The sequence below is a fragment of the Herbaspirillum sp. GW822-FHT03A08 genome (assembly GCF_058801885.1).
The window spans coordinates 253778-273132 of sequence record NZ_JBXANR010000005.1 but is presented as its reverse complement, the minus strand read 5'-3'; the positions used below and the strand labels follow the sequence as shown (position 1 = coordinate 273132).

Sequence of the window (19355 nt, the reverse complement as noted above, 5' to 3'; positions counted from 1 at the left end):
AACCGGATTTCCGCCGCATTCCAAGGCTGCCTTTGAGGCCCGCTTTTACCTTGTTTTCGGTATGCCCAACTGTTCTTCCGGCTTCTCTCTTCACCATAGAACATTCGCGGCGAATTGCAGGAATTGCCTCGCTTGCATCCAAAATTCCTGTTTATGGAATAATGCCGGAAGCGCAAAAATGCTCCCTCAAACGGGCATAGAAAACGCAGCAACAGGGAGAGCGAGCTGAACCGCATTGAGCAATTACGGATTTTTTGCATGGCCGCAGAAAGTGCCAACTTTCGCGAGGCCGCCGTGCGCATGGGCATCTCGCCGCAAGTGGTCACGCGCGCCGTTAAAGAGCTGGAGGCGGCTTTCGGCGAACTGCTGTTCCATCGCAATACCCGCCAGGTGCGCATCACCGCCTTCGGCGAGCGCCTCATGCATCGCGCCCGCATGTCAATCAATGCGCTCGATGATTTGTTTCTCGACAACAATCATCGCAACGACAACGAGCTGCGCGGACTCGTCCGCATCACCGCACCCAGCACGCTGACACGCACCTATCTGCTGCCGCTGCTTAACAAGATTGCGCTCGACCACCCCAACATCACACTGGATCTGCGTCTGTCGGAAGTCATCACCGATGCGGTCGACGACAAGATCGACATCGGCATCCGCGTCGGCTTCCTGCGCGACAGCCGCTATGTCGCGCGCGCCGTCGCCAAGGTGGCGTTCTTTGTCTGCGCCAGCCCGGCGCTGATTGCGCGCTGCGGCGTCCCGACCACGCTGGAACAACTGGTGGAGCGTCCGATGAGCGCCATCGTCGACCGCAACACCGGCCGCATCTGGCCCTGGTATTTCGCGGACGGCCAGCAGGTCGGCCCGCGCCTGCCGGCCTTCATTACCGACGATCCCGACACCGAGCGGCGCTCGGTGCTTGACGGCGTGGCCTTCGGCCAGCTGACCGCTTTCATGGCCATGCCACATATCCGCAGCGGCGAACTGGTCACGGTGCTGCCGGAGCTGGAGCCGACGCCTTGGGACCTCTATGTATACCGCCCTCAGCGCGGGCCGGTGCCGGCGCGCGTACGGCTGGTGTTTGATGCATTGGTTGATGCGCTGTCGGCTTCCGGCGATTTTCCTGTCGACTCGAAATCGGCCCTATAAGGCAATCGTCCGATTATTCCTCAATCGGGAATCGTGAATTCCCAAGCATGCCATTTCAACAGGCGGCAATCATTGCGATACTCCAGCGCTATGGATTTGCTGCTACATTGCCTATGGCAGCGAAATATTCCTTCACTAGGTCACCCCCAAGTCGGAAAGGTATAAGAAAAAATGCCCACGCTCACCATCAACGGCAAACAGCACAACGTCGATTTGCCCGACGACACGCCCATCCTCTGGACCCTGCGCGATCAGCTTGGCATGACCGGCACCAAGTTCGGTTGCGGCATGGCTTTGTGCGGGGCCTGTACGGTCCATCTGGACGGCCAGCCGATCCGCTCCTGCATTACCCCGATTTCCGCCGCTGCCGGCAAGCAGATCACAACCATTGAAGCGGTTGCTGAAGACAAAATCGGCAAGTCGGTGCAAGACGCCTGGATGGCGCTCGGCGTGCCGCAGTGCGGCTACTGCCAGGCCGGCCAGATCATGTCCGCCACAGCGTTGCTGAAGACCACGCCGAATCCGACCGACAAAGACATCGATGACGCCATGAGCGGCAACATCTGCCGCTGCGGTACGTACACGCGCATCAAGGCTGCCATCAAGCAAGCTGCAGGACAAAACGGAGGCGCCAAATGAGCGCAGGCATGAGTACACTCGTCGATGAGCTCGGCCAAGTACAACTGAGCCGCCGCAGCCTGCTCAAGGGCATCGGCGCCTTCACCGGTCTGGCGCTGACGGTTGGTATCAACGGCATCGTCACAGCAGCCGACGCTCCTAAATTCGGCGGCGACGGTATGCCAGGCGGACTCAAGGACAGCGCGCTGCTGTTCGTTTCCATCGGCGCCGACGGCGTCGTCACCATCGTCGCCCACCGCTCGGAAATGGGCCAGGGTGTGCGCACCAGCCTGCCGATGGTGGTAGCCGATGAACTGGAAGCCGACTGGAGCCGCGTGCGCGTAGTGCAAGCGCAAGGCGATCAGGAAAAATACGGCAACCAGAATACCGACGGCTCGCGCAGCATGCGCCACTCTTTCGGCCCCATGCGCCAGGTCGGCGCCACCGCCCGCCTGATGCTGGAAACCGCTGCTGCGGCACGCTGGAAAGTCCCGGTCGCCGAAGTCGAAACCAAAAATCACGAAGTCATCCATAAGCCCAGCGGCCGCAAATTCGGCTTCGGCGATGTGGCAGCAGATGCGGCCAAACTGCCGCTGCCGGCGCGCGAAGCGATTCGTCTCAAGACGCCTCAGCAATTCCGCTACATCGGCAAGGACAGCACGCGCGGCATCGACTTGCACGACATCGTCACCGGCAACACGCAATACGGCATCGACACCCGTCTTGAAGGCATGGTCTACGCCGTCATCGCCCGCCCACCGGTATTCGGCGGCAAACTGGCCAGCGTCGACAGCAGTGAAGCGCTGAAAGTCCCCGGCGTGATCCGCGTGGTCGAACTCAAAGGCAGCCCGCCGCCGGCGCTGTTCAATCCGCTGGGCGGCGTTGCTGTGATTGCGCGCAATACCTGGGCTGCGATCAAGGGCCGCGAAGCGCTCAAGCTAACCTGGGACAACGGTCCCAACGGCGCCTACGATTCAGCAGAATATCGCAAGACCATGGAAGCCGCTGCACGCAAACCAGGCAAGGCCGTGCGCAATAACGGCGACACCATGGCTGCGCTGTCCGGCTCCACACGCCGTATCGAAGCAGAATACTATCTGCCTCACGTTGCCCACGCGACCATGGAGCCGCCGGCTGCGGTTGCCCGCATCGTCAATGGCAAATGCGAAGTCTGGGCCTGCGTTCAGGCGCCGCAAGCTACGCGCGAGACCGTCGCCGGTCATCTCGGCCTGAAACCGGAAGAAGTCACCGTCAACGTGACCTTGCTGGGCGGCGGTTTCGGCCGCAAGTCCAAGCCGGACTTCGCCGCTGAAGCAGCACTGTTGTCCAAGGCCATGAATGGCGCACCGGTCAAGGTTACCTGGACGCGGGAAGACGACATTCACCACGATTACCTGCATACCGTTTCGGTCGAACATCTGGAAGCTTCGCTCGACGCCAACGGCAAGGTCAACGCCTGGCTGCATCGCACGGTCGCGCCCACCATTGCATCCATCTTCGTCGCCGGCGCCAAAGGCGAAGCGCCGTTCGAGCTGGGCATGTCGGCGATCAACATCCCTTACGCGATACCGAATTTCCGCGTGGAAGCGCCGGAAGTCGAAGCACACACGCGCATCGGCTGGTTCCGCTCGGTATCGAACATTCCACATGCTTTTGCTGTCCAATCGTTCAGCGCCGAACTGGCTGCAGCAGCCAGGCGCGATCATCGCGACTACCTGCTGGAGCTGATCGGCCCGGCGCGTAAGATCAGTCCGTCAGAGATGTCCGACGGCTGGAACTACGGCGAGTCGCCTGAACGTTATCCGCTCGATACAGGCCGCATGCGCGGCGTGATCGAACTGGCAACGGCGAAGGCCGGCTGGGGACGCAAGCTGCCCAAGGGCCGCGGGCTGGGTCTGGCAGTGTGCTACAGCTTCGTGACGTATATCGCGGCAGTGGTTGAAGTGGCAGTCAACGATGAAGGTGAAGTATCGATTCCGCGTGTCGACATCGCAGTCGATTGCGGCCCATCGATTAACCCGGACCGCATCCGCTCGCAAGTCGAAGGCGCTTGCATCATGGGCATCAGCCTGGCAATGACAGGCGAGATCTCGTTCAAGAACGGCGCCGTGGAGCAAAGCAATTTCCACGACTACGAAGTCTTGCGCGCCTTCGCCGCACCCGGCCAGATTCAGGTGCACATCGTGCCGCATACGCTGGATGTGCCGCTGGGCGGCGTCGGTGAACCGGCCACGCCGACTATCGCGCCGGCGCTCTGCAATGCGATCTTTGCGGCAACCGGCAAGCGTATCCGCCAGTTGCCGATTCGCGAGCAGTTGAAGAAGCCTGAAAAAGCGTGATGACTGAAACCAGCAAAGCGGCGGTTTGCACGTAGGTCCGCATGTAGTTAACACGGAGAACCCATGGAATCCATCGACTTCGACGTCCTCAATACCGCCCTCGCCTGGCACGAGCAGGGACACCGCGTCCTGCTCGGCACCGTGACCCATACCTGGGGATCGGCGCCGCGCCCGGTCGGTTCCATGATGGCGATTCGTGGCGATGGCCATGTCCGTGGTTCCGTTTCCGGCGGGTGCGTGGAGGATGACCTGATCCGCCGCATTCAGGATGGAGAACTGCGCGACGCCTTGCCGTTCGAATTGAAATACGGCCTCACCGCCGACGAGGCGCATCGCTTCGGCCTGCCCTGCGGCGGCACGCTGGAAATCATGATGGAGCCGGTCTCCGCTGCGTCGCGCATTACGGAGTTGCTGGCCGCCGTGCGCCAGGGCCTGCGCGTGACGCGTACACTGGACCTCGATACCGGTGCGGCAACGCTGTCCACCGACAGCGACGCGCGGCAGACACTGGTGCAGGGCCGCCAGCTGATCGCGCCCTTCGGCCCGCGCTATCGCCTGATCATCATCGGCGCGGCGCAAATGTCGCGTTATGTCGCGCAGTTTGCACTGGCGCTGGATTACCAGGTGATCGTCTGCGATCCGCGTGAAGAGTACCTGAAGGAATGGGATATTGCCGGCGTCGAGCTCTCCGATGAAATGCCCGACGATCTGCTGCTGCGCCTGCAGCTGGATGCCAACAGTGCGGTCGTGACACTCACACATGATCCAAAACTGGACGACATGGCGCTGATCGAAGCGCTCAAGTCTCCGGCTTTCTATATCGGCGCCATCGGCTCACGCACCAACAACATCAAGCGCCGTGAACGCTTGGCCTTGTTCGACATCAGCAGCGCTGAGATCGACAAGCTGCACGGCCCTGTCGGCTTGTTCCTCGGAGCGCGTACACCGCCGGAAATTGCCATCGCCGTCCTTGCCGAAATGACAGCCATCCGCAACGGCGTGTCCATCTCGCAGACCCATGCGGCACGCACCGATCCCCTGCCCGGCACTGAGGGAGGCGGTAGTTGCAGGGTCGGTGAATTCAGCAAATAAGAAACGGGTTGTTTGCCGTCAGACGATCTTGCCGGAGACCGCAAGATCTGCACGTGTATCGATGTCGCGGTGAATGCCCGGATCGTTGACAGGAACCTCGTTGACCGGGAAAGTCTTCAGCAACTCCCTCGCACCACGATCGCCGCTCAACTGCAGCAAGCCATCCAGGTGCCTGCGGCCGAAGGCAACAGGGTTGCCGCGCTGCCCCAGATAAACCGGCACGGCAATCTCAACGCCATCCTTAAGCGCTGCCAGCAGACCGCCATGCGTTGACGTCTGCACATGCGGCATGTCGCCCAGGGCAATGATCCAGCCGGCTGCGTCCTTCGTATGGTTAACACCGCACATCAGCGAAGCGCTCATCCCCTCACCGGCATCGGTACATTCCACCAGCTCGCAACCGATCGCCAAAAGACGCCGGGCCACTTCGCCTTGCACGGAATTGACCACGGCAACCACCGGCAATGCGGCCAGTAGTTTGCGCGCAGCAGCGACCACCACGCAGTCGTCCGTGTCCGGCAACGACGCCAGCAGCTTGTTGTCGGCGCCGCTGGGATCGAAGCGGGAGCCTTTTCCCGCAGCCAGCAAAATGCCGTGAAATAGTGAAGAGGAAGGAAGAGAAGTTGCAGAGGTCATGGACGCCGATTATCCATCAAAATCGCATCCGTGCAATGACCATGCAGCAGGCGTCAGCGCATTGTCAGCTGCCCTTGCCATGTTCCAGCAAAAACCGGGTACATTCGACCACAGGCAACGGTTTGCTGAAGTAGTAGCCCTGCACTTTATCGCAACCGTTCTGCTTCATCACATCGTACTGCCCCTGGTCTTCCACCCCCTCGGCCAGCACTTCCAGATGCAGGCTGCGCGCCAGCGCGATGACGGCTTTGGCGATGGCGAGGTCGTCCGCATCGGTGGTGACATCCTGCACGAAGGAACGATCGATCTTCAACTGATCCACCGGAAAGCGCTTGAGGTAATTGAGGTTGGAATAACCCGTGCCGAAGTCGTCGATCGACAGGCGCACGCCCATGGCTTTGAGCAGTTGCATGACCTCGATGCTTTTTTCCGGTGTTTCCATCGAAGCACTTTCGGTCAGTTCCAGTTCCAGGCAATGTGAATCGAAACCGCTGTCGTCCAGCGCATGGCGCACCACGCTGGCCAGATTGTTCAGCGCGAACTGTTTGGCTGACAAATTGATTGCCATCGTCAGTCCGTGTATGCCCAGGTCATGCCAACGCTTGCCTTGTTCGCAGGCAGTGCGCAAGACCCATTCCCCGATCGGCACGATCAGGCCGGTTTCTTCCGCCAGCGGAATGAATTGCAGCGGCGAGATCATGCCCTTCTCCGGATGCTGCCAGCGCAGCAAAGCTTCGACGCCGACGATCTTGCCGCTGTCCAGCGACACTTGCGGCTGATAGTGCAGGATCAGTTCATGCTTTTGCACCGCCTGGCGCAATTGCGATGCCATCTGCAACCGGTGGCTGACCTGGTTGTTCAGGCTCGGCGTATAGAACTGAAAGCGTTCCAGCACGTTATCCATGGCGCGATGCATGGCAACCTCAGCCGCTTGCAGCAAGGCATCGCCACTATCGCCGTCGTTGGGATAGACGGTCGCGCCGATGCCGGACTCCAGATAGACGCCTTCATGGCCGTCAACGTGGTACGGCTGATCGAGCACGTCGATAATCTCCTGCACCACCATCGCGATCTGGTCCTGTGCGTGAACATGCAGCACCATGGCAAAGCTGGTGTCGCCAAAGCGCGCCAGCGTCGCATCATGCTGCATCAATCCGGACAAGCGGCGGCTGGCTTCCACCAGCGCATCCTCGCTCAGTTGCAAGCCCAGGCTCTCGCGCACGGCAATGGCGCCGCGCACGCCGATCAGGATGACCGCAATCAGGCCGGGCCGCTGCTCGCGCTCCACCCGCGTGATGCCTTGCTCCAGGCGGTCACGCAACAGACTGCGGTTGGGCAAGCCGGTGAGGACATCGTAATTGCTCAGGCGATGAACACGATCTTCCGCCTGACGCCACTGCGTGATATCGATGCCGCTGCAAATGAAATTGAGCGCCAACCCGCTGTCGTCCTGCAGAAAAGTGGTCAGCCACAGGATCTCGCGCCGTTCACCGCCGGTGGTCAGCCAGCGGCTCTGGTATTGCAGCGGTTGCGACTGCAGATGCCAATGCAGAAAATGATTGCGGACCGGCTCCATCTCTTCCGGCGGGAAGAACACATCCCAGAATTGCTTGCCCTGGACCTGCGAGAAGGTATAGCCAGTCGTGCGCTCGGCTGCCTGGTTGAAGCGCATGATGCGGCCGTCCTTGTCCAGCATCATGCCCAAGGCGCCCGTAGTGTCGAAGATGGCGGACAAGAGATTGCGTTCGGCCTGCAACGCCTGTTCCATCTTGTGACGGATCTGGTTCTGGTGCGCCTCCTGCAAGGCGCGCTCCACCGCCGAGGGCAAGCGCGCCAGGTTGGATTTGAGGACGTAGTCGTAGGCGCCCTGCTTGAGCGCCTTGATCGCGCGTTCTTCGCCCATGGTGCCGGAAACAAACAGGAACGGCGTGCTTGGCGTGATCTGCTGCACGATTTGCAGCGCTGACATGCCATCGAAATTGGGCAAGGAAAAATCGCCCAGAACGATATCCGGCTGATAGCGGCTCAGCGCATCGAGGAAGGCATCTTCGGTCTCCACCTGATGGATGTCGCAGGCGATGCCTGCGCGCACCAGTTCATAGCGCGACAATTCCACATCGCCCGGATCATCCTCCACCATCAGAATCTTGAGTGTTCCTCTTCTCATCCCCATGCCCTGTTTTTATGATGCTGGTACGCGGTTGACAAGCATCCAGTAGAAGCCGGCTTTCTCGACCTCTTCCTGAAAGCTTTCAAACTCCACCGGTTTGACGATATAACTATTGACGCCAAGTTGATAACACTCGCTCAGATCCTGCCCTTCGGCGGAAGACGTCAGCATAACCACCGGGATTGATCTCGTGACGGGATCGGCCTTGATCTTGCGCAGCACGTCAATACCGCTGACCTTGGGCAGCTTGATATCCAGCAGGATCAGCTTGAGCGGTTCATCCTGCTCGCGATGCGCATAGATGCCTTTGGAAAAAATGAAATCCAACGCATCAGCGCCGTCCTGCACCCATTCGACCTTGTTGGCAAGCTTCTTCTTTTGCAGCGCGCGCATCGACAACTCGGCATCGTAAGGATTGTCCTCCACCAGGAGAATGTCGATCTTTTCAAAGTTGTTCATTGCCATCCTTTTGCGCTTATTGCGCTACCACGGGGAGCGTGAAATAAAACGTGGCGCCCTCGCCAACCACGCCTTCGGCCCAGATTCGTCCGCCATGACGTGTCACGATACGGTGTACGATCGCCAGGCCGACGCCGGTCCCCTCAAACTCGCTGACCCGATGCAGACGCTGGAACACGCCGAACAGCTTGTTGTAATAGCGCATATCGAAGCCGGCGCCGTTGTCGCTGACCGTATACGTCAATACGCCGTCCGCGACAGTGCCCTTGATTGTGATATGCGCCTGCTCGCGCTTGGCGCTGAACTTGCAGGCGTTGGACATGAGGTTGAACCAGACCTGTTTGATCAGCGTAATGTCGCCCCGCGCGGCGGGCAATTCACCCAGCGACAGCGTCGTATCGTTGACGACAACGCTGGCGGCATCATTGAAGGCTGCCTGCGCCAGCGCTGACATGTCGAGATGACCGAAGTTGAGTTCCTTGCGGCCCAATCGCGAAAATTCCAGCAACTCGTCAATCAACCGCCCCATGTTGCGGGTGTTGTTGCGGATGACTTCCAGCTTGCGCTTCCCTTCTTCGTCCAGCTGGTCGGCGATATCTTCTTCCAGCATGCGCGCAAAACCGTCGATGGCACGCAGCGGTGCGCGCAAGTCATGCGAGACCGAATAGCTGAAACTTTCCAGTTCCTTGTTGCTGGCCTCCAGCTTTTCGTTGTTGCTCTGGAGCTCGCGGTTCAGTTCGCGATTGGTTTCTTCCAGCTTGTTGCGCGCCAGGATCTCCAGCTTGAGCGCCCGGTTGAGCGCGTGCAGATGCTGGTTGTCGGCACTGATGTCTTCCGTCAGCTCCGGCAGCTCCAGCTCATTGGCACACACCATTTTTTGCAGCTCGTCATGCAGACGTCCCAGCTCGTCGCGATTTTTCTTGAGCTGGACATAGGACGTGACGTCTTCCGCGCGATGCATGATATAGAGAATGTTGCGATCGGCATCCATCACCGGAAAGTTCGACGGACTCCAATAGCGCTCTTCAAAACCCTTGCCGTCCGGCCGCGGCACATCGTATTTCTGCATCGCCATGGCGTCCGGCATTCTGGTCTGGAGCACGCGCTCCAGCGAGCGGCGCAGATTGGCCACGCCGTCGGCGTCAGGATCGTCCGGATTGTCGGGAAACACCTCGAACAGGTGACGCCCGACGATCTGCTCACGCCGCGTCAACGTTGCCTGCAGGTAAGCATCACTGACTGCGGTAATGGTGAAATCGGGCAGCAGGACAAGAAACAATCCCGGCACCGATTCAAATAGCATCCGAAAATCTGCAATCTCCGTTTCGGAGACTTGTGAAGTCATCGCTTATGTCCGTATCTTGTGAGAGCCGTAAGTAAGTCGAGTACGAATTGCCTGCCATTGCTCTGTTATATCAGGGCGAACTTTATTTTCTACTTGATTGCTGCCTAGTTTCTTGTCTCATCATTGGGTGCTGCGGGAGCACTCAAAAACTCTGTCAGTGGAGCAAGGTTGATGGTTTGTTTATATTTTTATGAAACCTGAATGACGAGTCCAATGTACCTAATTGATAGTTACATTTCAAGCGTACATGACGGGTTTTGAAGATGCGTGTGCAAAGCTTGATTATTAGTCAACAAAGAACTCCCCCGTAGGTTGCAAAAACCTCAGGCGATGCGGCTTTGCAGCCACTTTGACGCACCCGCAAGGCTGCGAAAATCAGAGAGGGAACGGCATTCAATGTGCGGCTGACGCTCGCGCAGCATGCGTGACAACGCCGAGCCCGGACCGAGCTCGAGTGCGAGAGTGATGCCGCGTTCTGCGCAGGCATCCATGCATGCGGACCAGTGGATGGTGGCCGTGAGTTGCTGCACCAGACACTCTTTCGCCACATCTTTGCTTCGGACTTCCTGAGCCGAAATACCAGCCAAGACCGGAACTGCGGGGTCGCGAAAATCGACTGCATCGAGTGCCATGGAGAATGGCGTCACGGCCGAAGCCATCAGCGGCGTATGCGATGCGATGCCAACCGGCAACACACTCGTTCTGCCGCCTTGCGCCTCACATTGCCGTCCGGCTGTTTGCAAGTCTGTGCTGCGGCCGCCGGCAATAAGCGTATCGAAGCCCGTCCGGATCGCCACATAGGCATGATGCTGCTGCAAAATCGCAGTCGCTTCTTCAACCGGCAAGCCACTGACTGACATCAGGCCTTGCTGCGGCTCATCGTGCAGACATGCATCCATATAGCCGGCGCGCGCGGTTGCAAGAGCGATCGCGACCGTCGCCGAAAGCGATCCGGCAACGCCATATGCCGTCAATTCGCCAATGCTGTATCCGGCCGCCAAATCCGGCATCGGCAATTCATCGCGCAATACTTGCCATGCCGCCAGACCGGCGGCGACCACCAGCGGTTGTGCCTGGCGGTTGGCGAATAACAGGCTGTTGTCTTGTAAAACGGTGTAGAGAGGTTGTCCCAGCTGCCGGTCAAGCGCATAGCTCTGCAAAACTTCGGCGCCGCGCGCGTCATTGCGCAGCAAGTCGAACATGGCGGCATGCTGGCCGCCTTGTCCGGGACAGAGGATGGCAAAACGTTCGGTCATGCCGGTTGAATAATATTGGCGTTAGTGCGGTCAGCGCTCTTGCTGAAACACACCGCATGCAGCAAGCAGGCCGCCGCCAGCAGATCCGCGGCACCGCCCGGCGACAGGCGATGCCGCACAAATTCTCGATGGCATGCTTCCGCAGCCGCTTGCCAGCCGGCATTGCCGGTACCGCCCTCTGCCATAAAAGCCCGGCTGCGCTCTTGCACTATGGCCGCTCCGGCGCTGCCGCCGCGATGATAGATGTTGGTGTCGCTGACGTGCGCCATCAACGCGAACAAGGCGTCGACTTTGGCGCATTGCCAGCCGCGCCCGGCGTCCAGCGTCGCCTGCAATTGCGGCAAGGCGATGTCAAAGACGGAGGGAAAACCCAACGCGCCTTCTTCGCGCGCGCCGCCGACCGCGTGATGCGCAGCAACCCGCAAGCCGTTGCTGCAGGCCTCACCGGCACTGGTATGCGCGGTCAATGCGTCGCCCCATTGAATCAGTAAGGCGGCGCGCACTGCTGGTGGAGACAGAGTCATGCCTTGCGCCCGGCATGAAGCCAGTGTGGCGCACAGCATACCGAGACCGAAGATCGCCCCGCGATGGGTGTTGATACCGGCGGTGGCGCGCAGCATGCGCTGCTCCGCCTTGATGCCGAGTTGCTTGAGTTCGCTGAATGGCGCCCCGCGCGTGCCGGCCTCCGCGATATCGATAAAGTAATGCCGCAAGGAAAACAAACTACGCATGAAGGTCGACGCATCCATGTCGTCGTGACTGCCGTTGTCGACCAGCGAAACCAGCCCCGGCTTGGGATACAGCACCAGCTCCTGATACAGACTGCGCACTGCCTCGCGCCCCAGCATGCGGCAAAAGTCGCGCAGGCTGCGTTGCCGGCGTCGCCGCTCGGTATAGTGCGGCACGGTCGCCAGACGCATCGCAGGCTGATTGGCGAGAGAATTCAGGCCGGACATGTCGGCCGCTCCTGTGTTTCGCTATTGTTCAACATCGCCTGCAAGTCGCCAACACGCGTCAAGGCGACGTCGCGGCTGCGCTTGAGCAACACACGATTGTCCGGATGCGGGCAGGCTTGCGCCCATTCTTTCCAGGACACCGCGGCATCATCGGGGAAAACGACTTCGCCATCCAGCGGCAAGGTTTTCGCATGGTGCTCAAGCAAACCGATGCCCTCTGTCAACTGCGCTTGGCTCGACGGACGGAACAGCAGGTCGATATCGGAAGAAGCGCGCAGATACGCCTGATCTGTCAGCGCCTGCAATGCCAGCGAACCATAGACTCTTACGGAGAATCCTCGTGATGAGACATCGCTATTCAGCTGTTGCAACGCGTCGCGCCACGACGGTGCCACATGCCCAGTCACGTCGGGGATCTCCAGCGGATCTCGCACCAATCGCACACAGTCTTTTGCCACGCGCAAAGGCAGGCGCAGCTTGTTGCCTTCCGCATCCGGTGGCAGCGCGACGCCCAGGCAGACGGCATCTGCCGGGCAATCGGCATCCTGGCGGCGTACGACCGCCGGCCAGTCGTGCAACTGCCACTGGCGTACATGGTGACGATGCTCCTCCGGCAGCATCAACGCGGCATCTTGCCAGCCGCGTTCACTGAGCCAGACCAGACCGTGTCGCTTATACGGCCTGGACATCGCTGCCGCTGACGATGGCATTCACAACACGTTGCGACCAGTTACGTCCGCCGCGTTCCTGACCGAGGGCGGCGCGTCCGTCCTTGTTGTCGGCATCGGCTACTGCCTGCTTCAATTGCGCGGCCAGATCGCCTCTCCATATTTCAGCGACACCACCCATGCGGCGATAGTTTTCCGGACCCGGTGCAAACACCGGATTGCTCTTGGCCAGTTCGACCAAACGCTCTTCCGGCACCTTGGTGATGCGCGCCATGGCGGGCAAGCCCATCACGCGGATGGTCGCATTCGGCAAGGCATAGCAGGCGTCGGCCATGAGACCGCTGGTGATGAAGCCGCCCGACAAGGCCTGGTCATACACCAGCCCGATGATCTTGTGCCCCTGACGGCGCGCCAGGTCGATGCATTTTCCCAGATGCGCCATGTAGCTGTTGATGCCGAGCATTTCGTCGCGATGGCGCAGACGCTGGCCTTGCGTATCGACCAGGATGACGATGGAACGCCCCGGATGCTCACGTACGGTGTGCAGGATTGCCTGCGCCTGCGACAGCGCGATCTCGATGCCGATCGGCGTATGGCCGGTGGTGCCGACGACAGTCACGATCTCGCCATCGACCTGTGCCGTGCCGGACAAGAACTCGGCCTTCTCGGTAATGCTATGGCCTTGCGGGAACAGTTCGTCCGCCAATGTTTGCCAGCTCATGGTGTTCCTTTCACGCGATGCGCTTCGGCCAGTGCGGTGAACGGCCCGGCTTCCAGCATCGGAAGCTGCTGCGCCTGCATTTGTGTCATGCCCAATCGCTCCCAGATCTCCTGTGGATCGGCCGCATCGCCAAAGCGCGCGATGCGTTGTTCGAGCATGGCTTGTTCCGTTTCCAATGCCTGCAAGGTCAATGCCGCCGGGTTACCTTTGAATCCCTGCAAAGTCTGCGATGCCGCCGCCCGAAACGCGTCGGCGTCATCCGCCACGATGCCCTGGCAATCGCCCAGAAGATAACGATGCTTGCCGCCGGTGGTGCGCCAGACCAGCGCACGGTCGCGCGAGTCGAACTCTTCAACGCCGTTGGCGGTTTCGATGACTTCCGGGCCCGACATCGCCAAACGCCCTTCTTCCGACATGATGATGGCGTTGGCGCAACGGGCCACAATGCCCATGCCGCCGAAGCAGCCGTTGGAGCCGCCCACCAGCACTATCACGGGGATGCCAGCCGCGCGCGTATCCAGCACGGCACGCATCACTTCGGACACGGCGATCAGGCCGGCGTTGGCTTCGTGCAAGCGCACGCCGCCGGTTTCCAGCAGCAGGATCACGCCTTCGGCTTGCTCTTGCACGGCACGCTTGAGTAGGCCGACCAGCTTGGCGCCATGGACTTCGCCGACTGCGCCGCCCATGAAACCGCCTTCCTGCGCTGCTGCAAATACCTTCGCACCGTTCAGGCTGCCGCGACCGATTACCACGCCGTCGTCGAACGACACCGGCGCATCCAGTTGCCCCAGATGCGGACTGACGATGCGTTTGGCCGGCGGCAGGAATTCGTCAAAGCTGCCGGCGTCGAGCACCAGCGCAATGCGTTCGCGCGCGTTGGCTTCCAGATAGCTTGCACTTTTGGTCGCCATCATTTTTCCTCCACCATAGCTTCCACCGCCTGATCAAGACGCAGGCTGACCACGGCCGGTGTTGCGCCCATGTCGTTGATCGAGATGCGTGTGTCAGCGAGTTGCCAGCGCTTGTTGAAGTCTCCGATGACGGCTTCCCAGATGGCGCCGAAGCCGCGTGCTGCGGTTTTGATTTCAACGGAGCAGCCGCCTTGCAGATCGGCCGGTTCAATCAGTACTTCCAGATTGCCGGAGCTGACCACGCCGACCAGTTCGGCCTTGGCGGAGAGCTTGCGGGTGCCGTTTTCAAAACGATAGTTCAAGGTTTCCATATCACCAGTTCCTGAAACGTTTGGGCGGGTTATACAGGCCGCCGGAGGCGCGCACCAGATCCTTCATGTTCTTGGCCGCCAGCAGATCGCGCGTGGCGAGGCGCTTGTCGATGCCCATGTCTTCGGCGCGGCGGATGATGCCGCGGTCGCGCAGGTTCTCGACCATGCGCTTGTCGCGCGCCAGACCGACCGGCGTATAACCGGCCACGCCGCGAATGGCTTGCTCGCGCTCTTCTTCGGTGCGACACAGCAGCAGGTTCGCGATACCTTCTTCGGTCAGGATGTGCGTGACATCGTCGCCGTAAATCATCACCGGTGGAATCGGCATCTTCGCCTGTTCAGCCAGTTGCCAGGCATCGAGCTTTTCTACAAAAGCCGGCTGCATGTGCTCGCGGAAAGTTTCCACGGTCTGCACCACCAGTTTTTGACCGCGTGGAATGGTGTTCTTGCCTGCCCGCGCCTGCTGGCCGGCCTTGAGCCATGCCGGACTGGCGTGACGGCGGCCGCGTGCGTCGGCGCCCATATTGGGGGCTCCGCCAAAACCGGCAATGCGTCCCAGGGTTGCAGTAGACGAGTTGCCCTGCAAATCGATCTGCAAGGTCGATCCGATGAACATGTCGCAGGCGTAATGACCGGCCGTTTGCGAGAACGCCCGGTTGCTGCGCATGGAGCCGTCCGGGCCGACGAAGAAAATATCGGGGCGCGCGCGAATGTAATCCTCCATGCCCAATTCTGAACCGAAGGAATGCACCGACTCGACGAAACCCGCTTCAATCGCCGGGATCAAGGCCGGATGCGGATTCAGGGCCCAGTGCTTGCAGATCTTGCCGCGCAGGCCGAGCGATTCCGCATAAGTCGGCAGGATCAGCTCAATGGCGGCAGTGTCGAAACCGATGCCGTGGTTAAGACGCTGCACTTCGTACTCCGCATAGATGCCCTTGATGGCCATCATCGCCATGAGCACCTGAATCTCAGAGATTTGCGCCGGGTCGCGCGTGAACAGCGGTTCGATGTAATGCGGTGTCGGCGCCTTGGTGACGAAGCTGATCCAGTCGGCCGGGATGTCGATGCGCGGCAACACGTCGACGATTTCATTGACTTGTGCGATCACGATGCCGCTGCTGAAGGCGGTGGCTTCGACAATCGCCGGCGTATCCTCGGTATTGGGACCGGTGTAGAGATTGCCGTGGCGATCCGCCGCCTGCGCCGCCACCAGCGCAACACGCGGCGTCAGGTCGACGAAATAGCGGCCGAACAATTCCAGATAGGTGTGGATCGCGCCGATATTGAGTTTACCTGCTGACGCCAGCTTGGCCAACCGACCGGCCTGGGGACCGGAGAAGGAAAAGTCCAGTTTCGAGGCGATGCCTTTTTCGAAGACGTCCAGATGCTCCGGCAGAGCCAGCACGGAAAACAGCATGTGCAGGTCATGCACGCGCGCCGGATCAAGCCCGGCCAGCGCCTTCGACAGGAAGTCGGCCTGCTTCTGGTTGTTGCCTTCGAGGCAGACGCGATCGCCCGATTCGATGACGGCGTACAGCAAATCGGCAATGCGCGCCGAGGGCAAGAGCTTGCCTTCGAGCGAATTGCCCAGCGCGCTGCTTGCGCGCGCCAGACGTTCATTGCGATTTGTTTGCCGACGATTCCAGACGTGGCCGGTGGGGGTGCTGGCACGCATTTACTTCACTCCCATGAGGATATTGGGCAAGCCGGTGGCAATACCCGGAAAGAAACATAACAGAATCACGGCCAGGAACATCAGCGCCAGAAAAGGGATCGTACCCTTGATGACTTCCGACAGCGGAATGTCGGGTGCGATGTTCTTGATGACAAATAAATTCAACCCGACAGGCGGATGGATCAGGCCCATTTCCATCACCACGGTCATGACGATGCCGAACCAGATCAGATCAAACCCGGCCTCACGCAACGGCGGCAGGATAATCGGCGCCGTCATCAGAATGATCGATACCGGCGGCAGGAAGAAGCCGAGCACGATCACCATCAGCAAAATCACCGCCAGCAGCAGCCATTTCGACAGATGCATGTCCACCACCCACTGCGCCGCCGACTGGCTGATGTGCAGGTAGCTCATCACATAGGAATACAGCAGCGACATGCCGATGATCAGCAGCAGCATGCCCGATTCCTTGATGGTCGAGTTGAGGAAAGGCACCAGCTCGCGCGGCTTGTAGATGCGGTAGACGACAGCGATCAGCACGATGGCCAGCAAAGCGCCCAGACCGGCTGTTTCCGACGGTGTCGCGAAACCGCCATACAAGGCCACCATCACACCGATCAGCAAGATCAGGAAAGGCAGCACGCGTGGCAGCATCTCCACCTTTTGCGCCAGCGTGAAATGCTCGTCGTCGAGGTAAGCCGATTTGGCGCCGCCACCGGTATAGATGGCATGCGCCATCTTGTATTCCTTGCGTGCGCGGAACACGGCATAACCGGCGAACAGAATCACCAGCAACACGCCGGGCCCGATACCCGCGAGGAACAAGCGTCCCAGCGATTGTTCCGCCGCCACCGCGTACAAGATCATGGTGATCGACGGCGGCAACAGGATGCCCAGCGTGCCGCCCGCAGCGATGATGCCTGCCGCAAAACCGGGCGAATAACCACGACGGCGCATTTCCGGAATGCCAGCAGAACCGATTGCCGAGCAAGTCGCCGGCGATGAACCCGCCATCGCTGCAAACAAGGCGCAGGCGAACACGTTGGCGATGCCCAGGCCGCCGGGCACGCGATTCAGCCAGGCGTGGATGGCAGAGTACAAGTCCTTACCGGCCGGCGATTTGCCGATGGCGGCGCCTTTGAGAATGAACAGCGGAATTGACAGCAAGGTGATCGACGCGATCTCTTCGTAGACGTTTTGCGTCACGGTATCCAGCGACGATCCCGGCATGAAGAAATACATGAACGACGTTGCCACCACGCCGAGCGCAAAAGCGATCGGCATGCCGGAACACATTACGAGGATGGTGACGATCCCATACAGGGAACCAAGAACCAATGGCGTCATGCTGCCTCCTTCGCCGCCGCAGATGCAGGGACGGTGCCGGTAATGCGGGTCAGCACCTGCACCAGCAATTGCAGCGTGAGCATGGTCATGCCGAGCGCCATCATGGAATACGGAATCCACAACGGCGGCGCGAACGTCGACGAAGTGGTTTGTCCGTCCACCCAGGCTTCATGAAACAGCGTCCACGATTTCCAGGCGAAGAACGCGCAAAAGACGAAAGAGATCAGATCGACGATGAACATGCGGATCTTGTTCGCGGTCGGCGACAGAAAGCCGGCCAGCGCCTCGATGCCGATGTGGCCGCGCAAGGATTGTACGTAGGCCGAGCACAGGAAGATCACGCCGACCAGCATGAACACCGATGCTTCATCCTGCCAGTCGGTCGGCTGATGAAAGAAATAACGCACCACCACCGAGTACGTCAGGATGATCGACGTCAGCATCAGTGCAATCATCGCCAGGAACACCGCGAGCTTGTTGTATTTCTCAAGCCCGTGGTGCAGCCCGGCCAGCACGGCGTTGGCCGGCACCGCAGGCTTGGCCTGCGGCTGCATCTCGAAGCCGTGACTCATAGAAGCTTCTCCGCCAGTTTCAACAGGTTGGCACAGTTGGCATTGCGAGCGGCGAAGTCTTTCCACGCGGTGGCGCGGGCGATGTCCTGCCATTTCTTGACGGTGGCGGCGTTCAGGTCCACCACCTTGGCGCCGGCCTTCTGATACACGGCGGCGACGGCGACGTCATCGGTCTGCGCGGCTTTCAGCGCGAACTGTTCCATCTCGGCGCCAACGGCCATGATGGCGGCTTGCTGGTCCTTGCTCAGTTTTTCGAACACGGACTTGGAAATCATCAGCGGCTCAAACATGTACCAGTAGGCCTTGTCACGGCCGGTGGTCAGCGCCTTGGCGACTTCTTCCAGGCGGAAGGACATGAAGGACGTCGACGAAGTCATCGCCGCATCCATCGCGCCGGTCTGCATGGCGGCATAGATTTCGTTGGACGGCAGCGTGACGACGGCAGCGCCCGCTTCTTTGAGGATCAAGTCCATTTCGCGCGAACCGCCGCGCACTTTCATGCCCTTGGCGTCTTCCGGCTCGACGATAGGTTTGCCGCGCGAAGCAACGCCGCCGGCTTGCCAGATCCAGCTCACGATCAGGATGCCCTTCTCCGCCAGGATGCGCGCCAGTTCCTTGCCGACTTCGGCGTTCTTCCAGGCCGAGCCTTGTGCATACGAGGTCACCAGACCAGGCATCAGACCGATATTGGTTTCCGGAACTTCACCGCCGGCGTAATTGAGCGGCACCAGCGACAAGTCGAGCGCGCCTTTGCGCATGGCGGAAAACTGCGAATTGACCTTCATCAGGGAGGAACCGGGATAGATCTCGAACTTGAGACTGCCCTTGGTGCGCTTGGTCACTTCTTCGGCGAACATGCGGGTCAGGCGATCGCGGAAGTCCCCTTCGTTGATCGTACCGCCGGGAAACTGATGGGAAATCTTCAGCGAGGTGGTCTGTGCCCATACCGACGTACCGGCTGTCCACAACGGCGCTGTGGCCAGCGCTCCGATAATGCTTCTACGGGTTTGCGAAGTCATTGCTGCTCCTCCTTAAGGTGAAAGAAATACTGCTTTTAGTTATCTGGTGCCGGCTGTTGCTGATGCTTGCCGGACCAATATATGGAGGTCCGGCTTGTTCTT

The 19355-nt window shown here is 60.0% G+C and carries 18 protein-coding genes; 4 read left to right on the top strand and 14 right to left on the bottom strand.

Going from position 1 to position 19355, the window contains the following annotated elements; translation table 11 throughout:
- Positions 1-225 precede the first annotated feature (225 nt).
- From AC1RN6_RS17375 to AC1RN6_RS17360, 4 genes are all read left to right on the top strand, one after another.
- Positions 226-1149: a LysR family transcriptional regulator gene (locus AC1RN6_RS17375; protein WP_493006932.1), complete on the top strand. Its 924-nt coding sequence runs from the start codon at positions 226-228 to the stop codon at positions 1147-1149.
- A gap of 171 nt (positions 1150-1320) precedes the next feature.
- Positions 1321-1788 carry a (2Fe-2S)-binding protein gene (locus AC1RN6_RS17370; protein WP_493006693.1) on the top strand — a complete coding sequence of 156 codons (468 nt, stop codon included), beginning with the start codon at positions 1321-1323 and terminating at the stop codon, positions 1786-1788.
- Between the two features lie 8 nt (positions 1789-1796).
- A complete protein-coding gene (locus tag AC1RN6_RS17365; protein WP_493006692.1) occupies positions 1797-4106 on the top strand; it encodes a xanthine dehydrogenase family protein molybdopterin-binding subunit in 2310 nt (769 codons plus the stop codon).
- Positions 4107-4169: 63 nt separating this feature from the next.
- Positions 4170-5198 (top strand): XdhC family protein, encoded by a 1029-nt coding sequence (locus tag AC1RN6_RS17360; RefSeq protein ID WP_493006691.1) that lies wholly within the window; start codon positions 4170-4172, stop codon positions 5196-5198.
- A gap of 18 nt (positions 5199-5216) precedes the next feature.
- Here AC1RN6_RS17360 and AC1RN6_RS17355 read toward each other — a convergent pair whose 3' ends face one another.
- From AC1RN6_RS17355 to dctP, 14 genes are all read right to left on the bottom strand, one after another.
- On the bottom strand, positions 5217-5834 hold the full coding sequence (locus AC1RN6_RS17355; protein ID WP_493006690.1) for a nucleotidyltransferase family protein: 618 nt from the start codon (positions 5832-5834) through the stop codon (positions 5217-5219).
- A gap of 64 nt (positions 5835-5898) precedes the next feature.
- Complete coding sequence (locus AC1RN6_RS17350) at positions 5899-8001, bottom strand: putative bifunctional diguanylate cyclase/phosphodiesterase (protein ID WP_493006689.1); 2103 nt, start codon at positions 7999-8001, stop codon at positions 5899-5901.
- Between the two features lie 15 nt (positions 8002-8016).
- Complete coding sequence (locus AC1RN6_RS17345; RefSeq protein ID WP_493006688.1) at positions 8017-8463, bottom strand: response regulator; 447 nt, start codon at positions 8461-8463, stop codon at positions 8017-8019.
- Between the two features lie 16 nt (positions 8464-8479).
- Positions 8480-9808, bottom strand: coding sequence for a sensor histidine kinase (locus AC1RN6_RS17340; RefSeq protein WP_493006687.1), 1329 nt, complete (start codon positions 9806-9808; stop codon positions 8480-8482).
- Positions 9809-10131: 323 nt separating this feature from the next.
- A complete protein-coding gene (locus tag AC1RN6_RS17335) occupies positions 10132-11064 on the bottom strand; it encodes an ACP S-malonyltransferase (RefSeq protein WP_493006686.1) in 933 nt (310 codons plus the stop codon).
- Positions 11061-12020: a triphosphoribosyl-dephospho-CoA synthase MdcB gene (gene mdcB / locus AC1RN6_RS17330; RefSeq protein ID WP_493006685.1), complete on the bottom strand. Its 960-nt coding sequence runs from the start codon at positions 12018-12020 to the stop codon at positions 11061-11063. The genes AC1RN6_RS17335 and mdcB overlap by 4 nt, the downstream gene beginning before the upstream one ends.
- Complete coding sequence (gene mdcG / locus AC1RN6_RS17325) at positions 12008-12709, bottom strand: malonate decarboxylase holo-[acyl-carrier-protein] synthase (RefSeq protein WP_493006684.1); 702 nt, start codon at positions 12707-12709, stop codon at positions 12008-12010. Before mdcG ends, mdcB begins: the two co-directional genes overlap by 13 nt.
- Positions 12693-13409, bottom strand: coding sequence for a biotin-independent malonate decarboxylase subunit gamma (gene mdcE / locus AC1RN6_RS17320; protein WP_493006682.1), 717 nt, complete (start codon positions 13407-13409; stop codon positions 12693-12695). The genes mdcG and mdcE overlap by 17 nt, the downstream gene beginning before the upstream one ends.
- Positions 13406-14326 carry a biotin-independent malonate decarboxylase subunit beta gene (locus AC1RN6_RS17315; RefSeq protein ID WP_493006681.1) on the bottom strand — a complete coding sequence of 307 codons (921 nt, stop codon included), beginning with the start codon at positions 14324-14326 and terminating at the stop codon, positions 13406-13408. The genes mdcE and AC1RN6_RS17315 overlap by 4 nt, the downstream gene beginning before the upstream one ends.
- On the bottom strand, positions 14323-14634 hold the full coding sequence (mdcC, locus tag AC1RN6_RS17310; protein ID WP_493006679.1) for a malonate decarboxylase acyl carrier protein: 312 nt from the start codon (positions 14632-14634) through the stop codon (positions 14323-14325). Before mdcC ends, AC1RN6_RS17315 begins: the two co-directional genes overlap by 4 nt.
- Before the next feature lies 1 nt (position 14635).
- Positions 14636-16312 (bottom strand): malonate decarboxylase subunit alpha, encoded by a 1677-nt coding sequence (mdcA, locus tag AC1RN6_RS17305; protein WP_493006678.1) that lies wholly within the window; start codon positions 16310-16312, stop codon positions 14636-14638.
- Positions 16313-17662, bottom strand: a complete 1350-nt coding sequence (locus tag AC1RN6_RS17300; protein WP_493006677.1) for a TRAP transporter large permease — start codon at positions 17660-17662, stop codon at positions 16313-16315.
- A complete protein-coding gene (locus AC1RN6_RS17295; RefSeq protein ID WP_493006676.1) occupies positions 17659-18234 on the bottom strand; it encodes a TRAP transporter small permease in 576 nt (191 codons plus the stop codon). The genes AC1RN6_RS17300 and AC1RN6_RS17295 overlap by 4 nt, the downstream gene beginning before the upstream one ends.
- Positions 18231-19253 (bottom strand): TRAP transporter substrate-binding protein DctP, encoded by a 1023-nt coding sequence (gene dctP, locus AC1RN6_RS17290; RefSeq protein ID WP_493006675.1) that lies wholly within the window; start codon positions 19251-19253, stop codon positions 18231-18233. Before dctP ends, AC1RN6_RS17295 begins: the two co-directional genes overlap by 4 nt.
- Between the last annotated feature and the right edge of the window lie 102 nt (positions 19254-19355).

What these genes read in the sequence shown, in the direction of transcription:
- mdcC (WP_493006679.1), bottom strand. Translation starts at nt 14,634, where the DNA reads ATGGAAACCTTGAACTATCGTTTTGAAAACGGCACCCGCAAGCTCTCC.
- AC1RN6_RS17335 (WP_493006686.1), bottom strand. Translation starts at nt 11,064, where the DNA reads ATGACCGAACGTTTTGCCATCCTCTGTCCCGGACAAGGCGGCCAGCAT.
- mdcG (WP_493006684.1), bottom strand. Translation starts at nt 12,709, where the DNA reads ATGTCCAGGCCGTATAAGCGACACGGTCTGGTCTGGCTCAGTGAACGC.
- AC1RN6_RS17300 (WP_493006677.1), bottom strand. Translation starts at nt 17,662, where the DNA reads ATGACGCCATTGGTTCTTGGTTCCCTGTATGGGATCGTCACCATCCTC.
- AC1RN6_RS17360 (WP_493006691.1), top strand. Translation starts at nt 4,170, where the DNA reads ATGGAATCCATCGACTTCGACGTCCTCAATACCGCCCTCGCCTGGCAC.
- AC1RN6_RS17340 (WP_493006687.1), bottom strand. Translation starts at nt 9,808, where the DNA reads ATGACTTCACAAGTCTCCGAAACGGAGATTGCAGATTTTCGGATGCTA.
- AC1RN6_RS17370 (WP_493006693.1), top strand. Translation starts at nt 1,321, where the DNA reads ATGCCCACGCTCACCATCAACGGCAAACAGCACAACGTCGATTTGCCC.
- AC1RN6_RS17355 (WP_493006690.1), bottom strand. Translation starts at nt 5,834, where the DNA reads ATGACCTCTGCAACTTCTCTTCCTTCCTCTTCACTATTTCACGGCATT.
- mdcE (WP_493006682.1), bottom strand. Translation starts at nt 13,409, where the DNA reads ATGAGCTGGCAAACATTGGCGGACGAACTGTTCCCGCAAGGCCATAGC.
- mdcA (WP_493006678.1), bottom strand. Translation starts at nt 16,312, where the DNA reads ATGCGTGCCAGCACCCCCACCGGCCACGTCTGGAATCGTCGGCAAACA.
- AC1RN6_RS17350 (WP_493006689.1), bottom strand. Translation starts at nt 8,001, where the DNA reads ATGAGAAGAGGAACACTCAAGATTCTGATGGTGGAGGATGATCCGGGC.
- AC1RN6_RS17365 (WP_493006692.1), top strand. Translation starts at nt 1,797, where the DNA reads ATGAGTACACTCGTCGATGAGCTCGGCCAAGTACAACTGAGCCGCCGC.
- AC1RN6_RS17295 (WP_493006676.1), bottom strand. Translation starts at nt 18,234, where the DNA reads ATGAGTCACGGCTTCGAGATGCAGCCGCAGGCCAAGCCTGCGGTGCCG.
- AC1RN6_RS17345 (WP_493006688.1), bottom strand. Translation starts at nt 8,463, where the DNA reads ATGAACAACTTTGAAAAGATCGACATTCTCCTGGTGGAGGACAATCCT.
- AC1RN6_RS17315 (WP_493006681.1), bottom strand. Translation starts at nt 14,326, where the DNA reads ATGATGGCGACCAAAAGTGCAAGCTATCTGGAAGCCAACGCGCGCGAA.
- mdcB (WP_493006685.1), bottom strand. Translation starts at nt 12,020, where the DNA reads ATGTCCGGCCTGAATTCTCTCGCCAATCAGCCTGCGATGCGTCTGGCG.
- dctP (WP_493006675.1), bottom strand. Translation starts at nt 19,253, where the DNA reads ATGACTTCGCAAACCCGTAGAAGCATTATCGGAGCGCTGGCCACAGCG.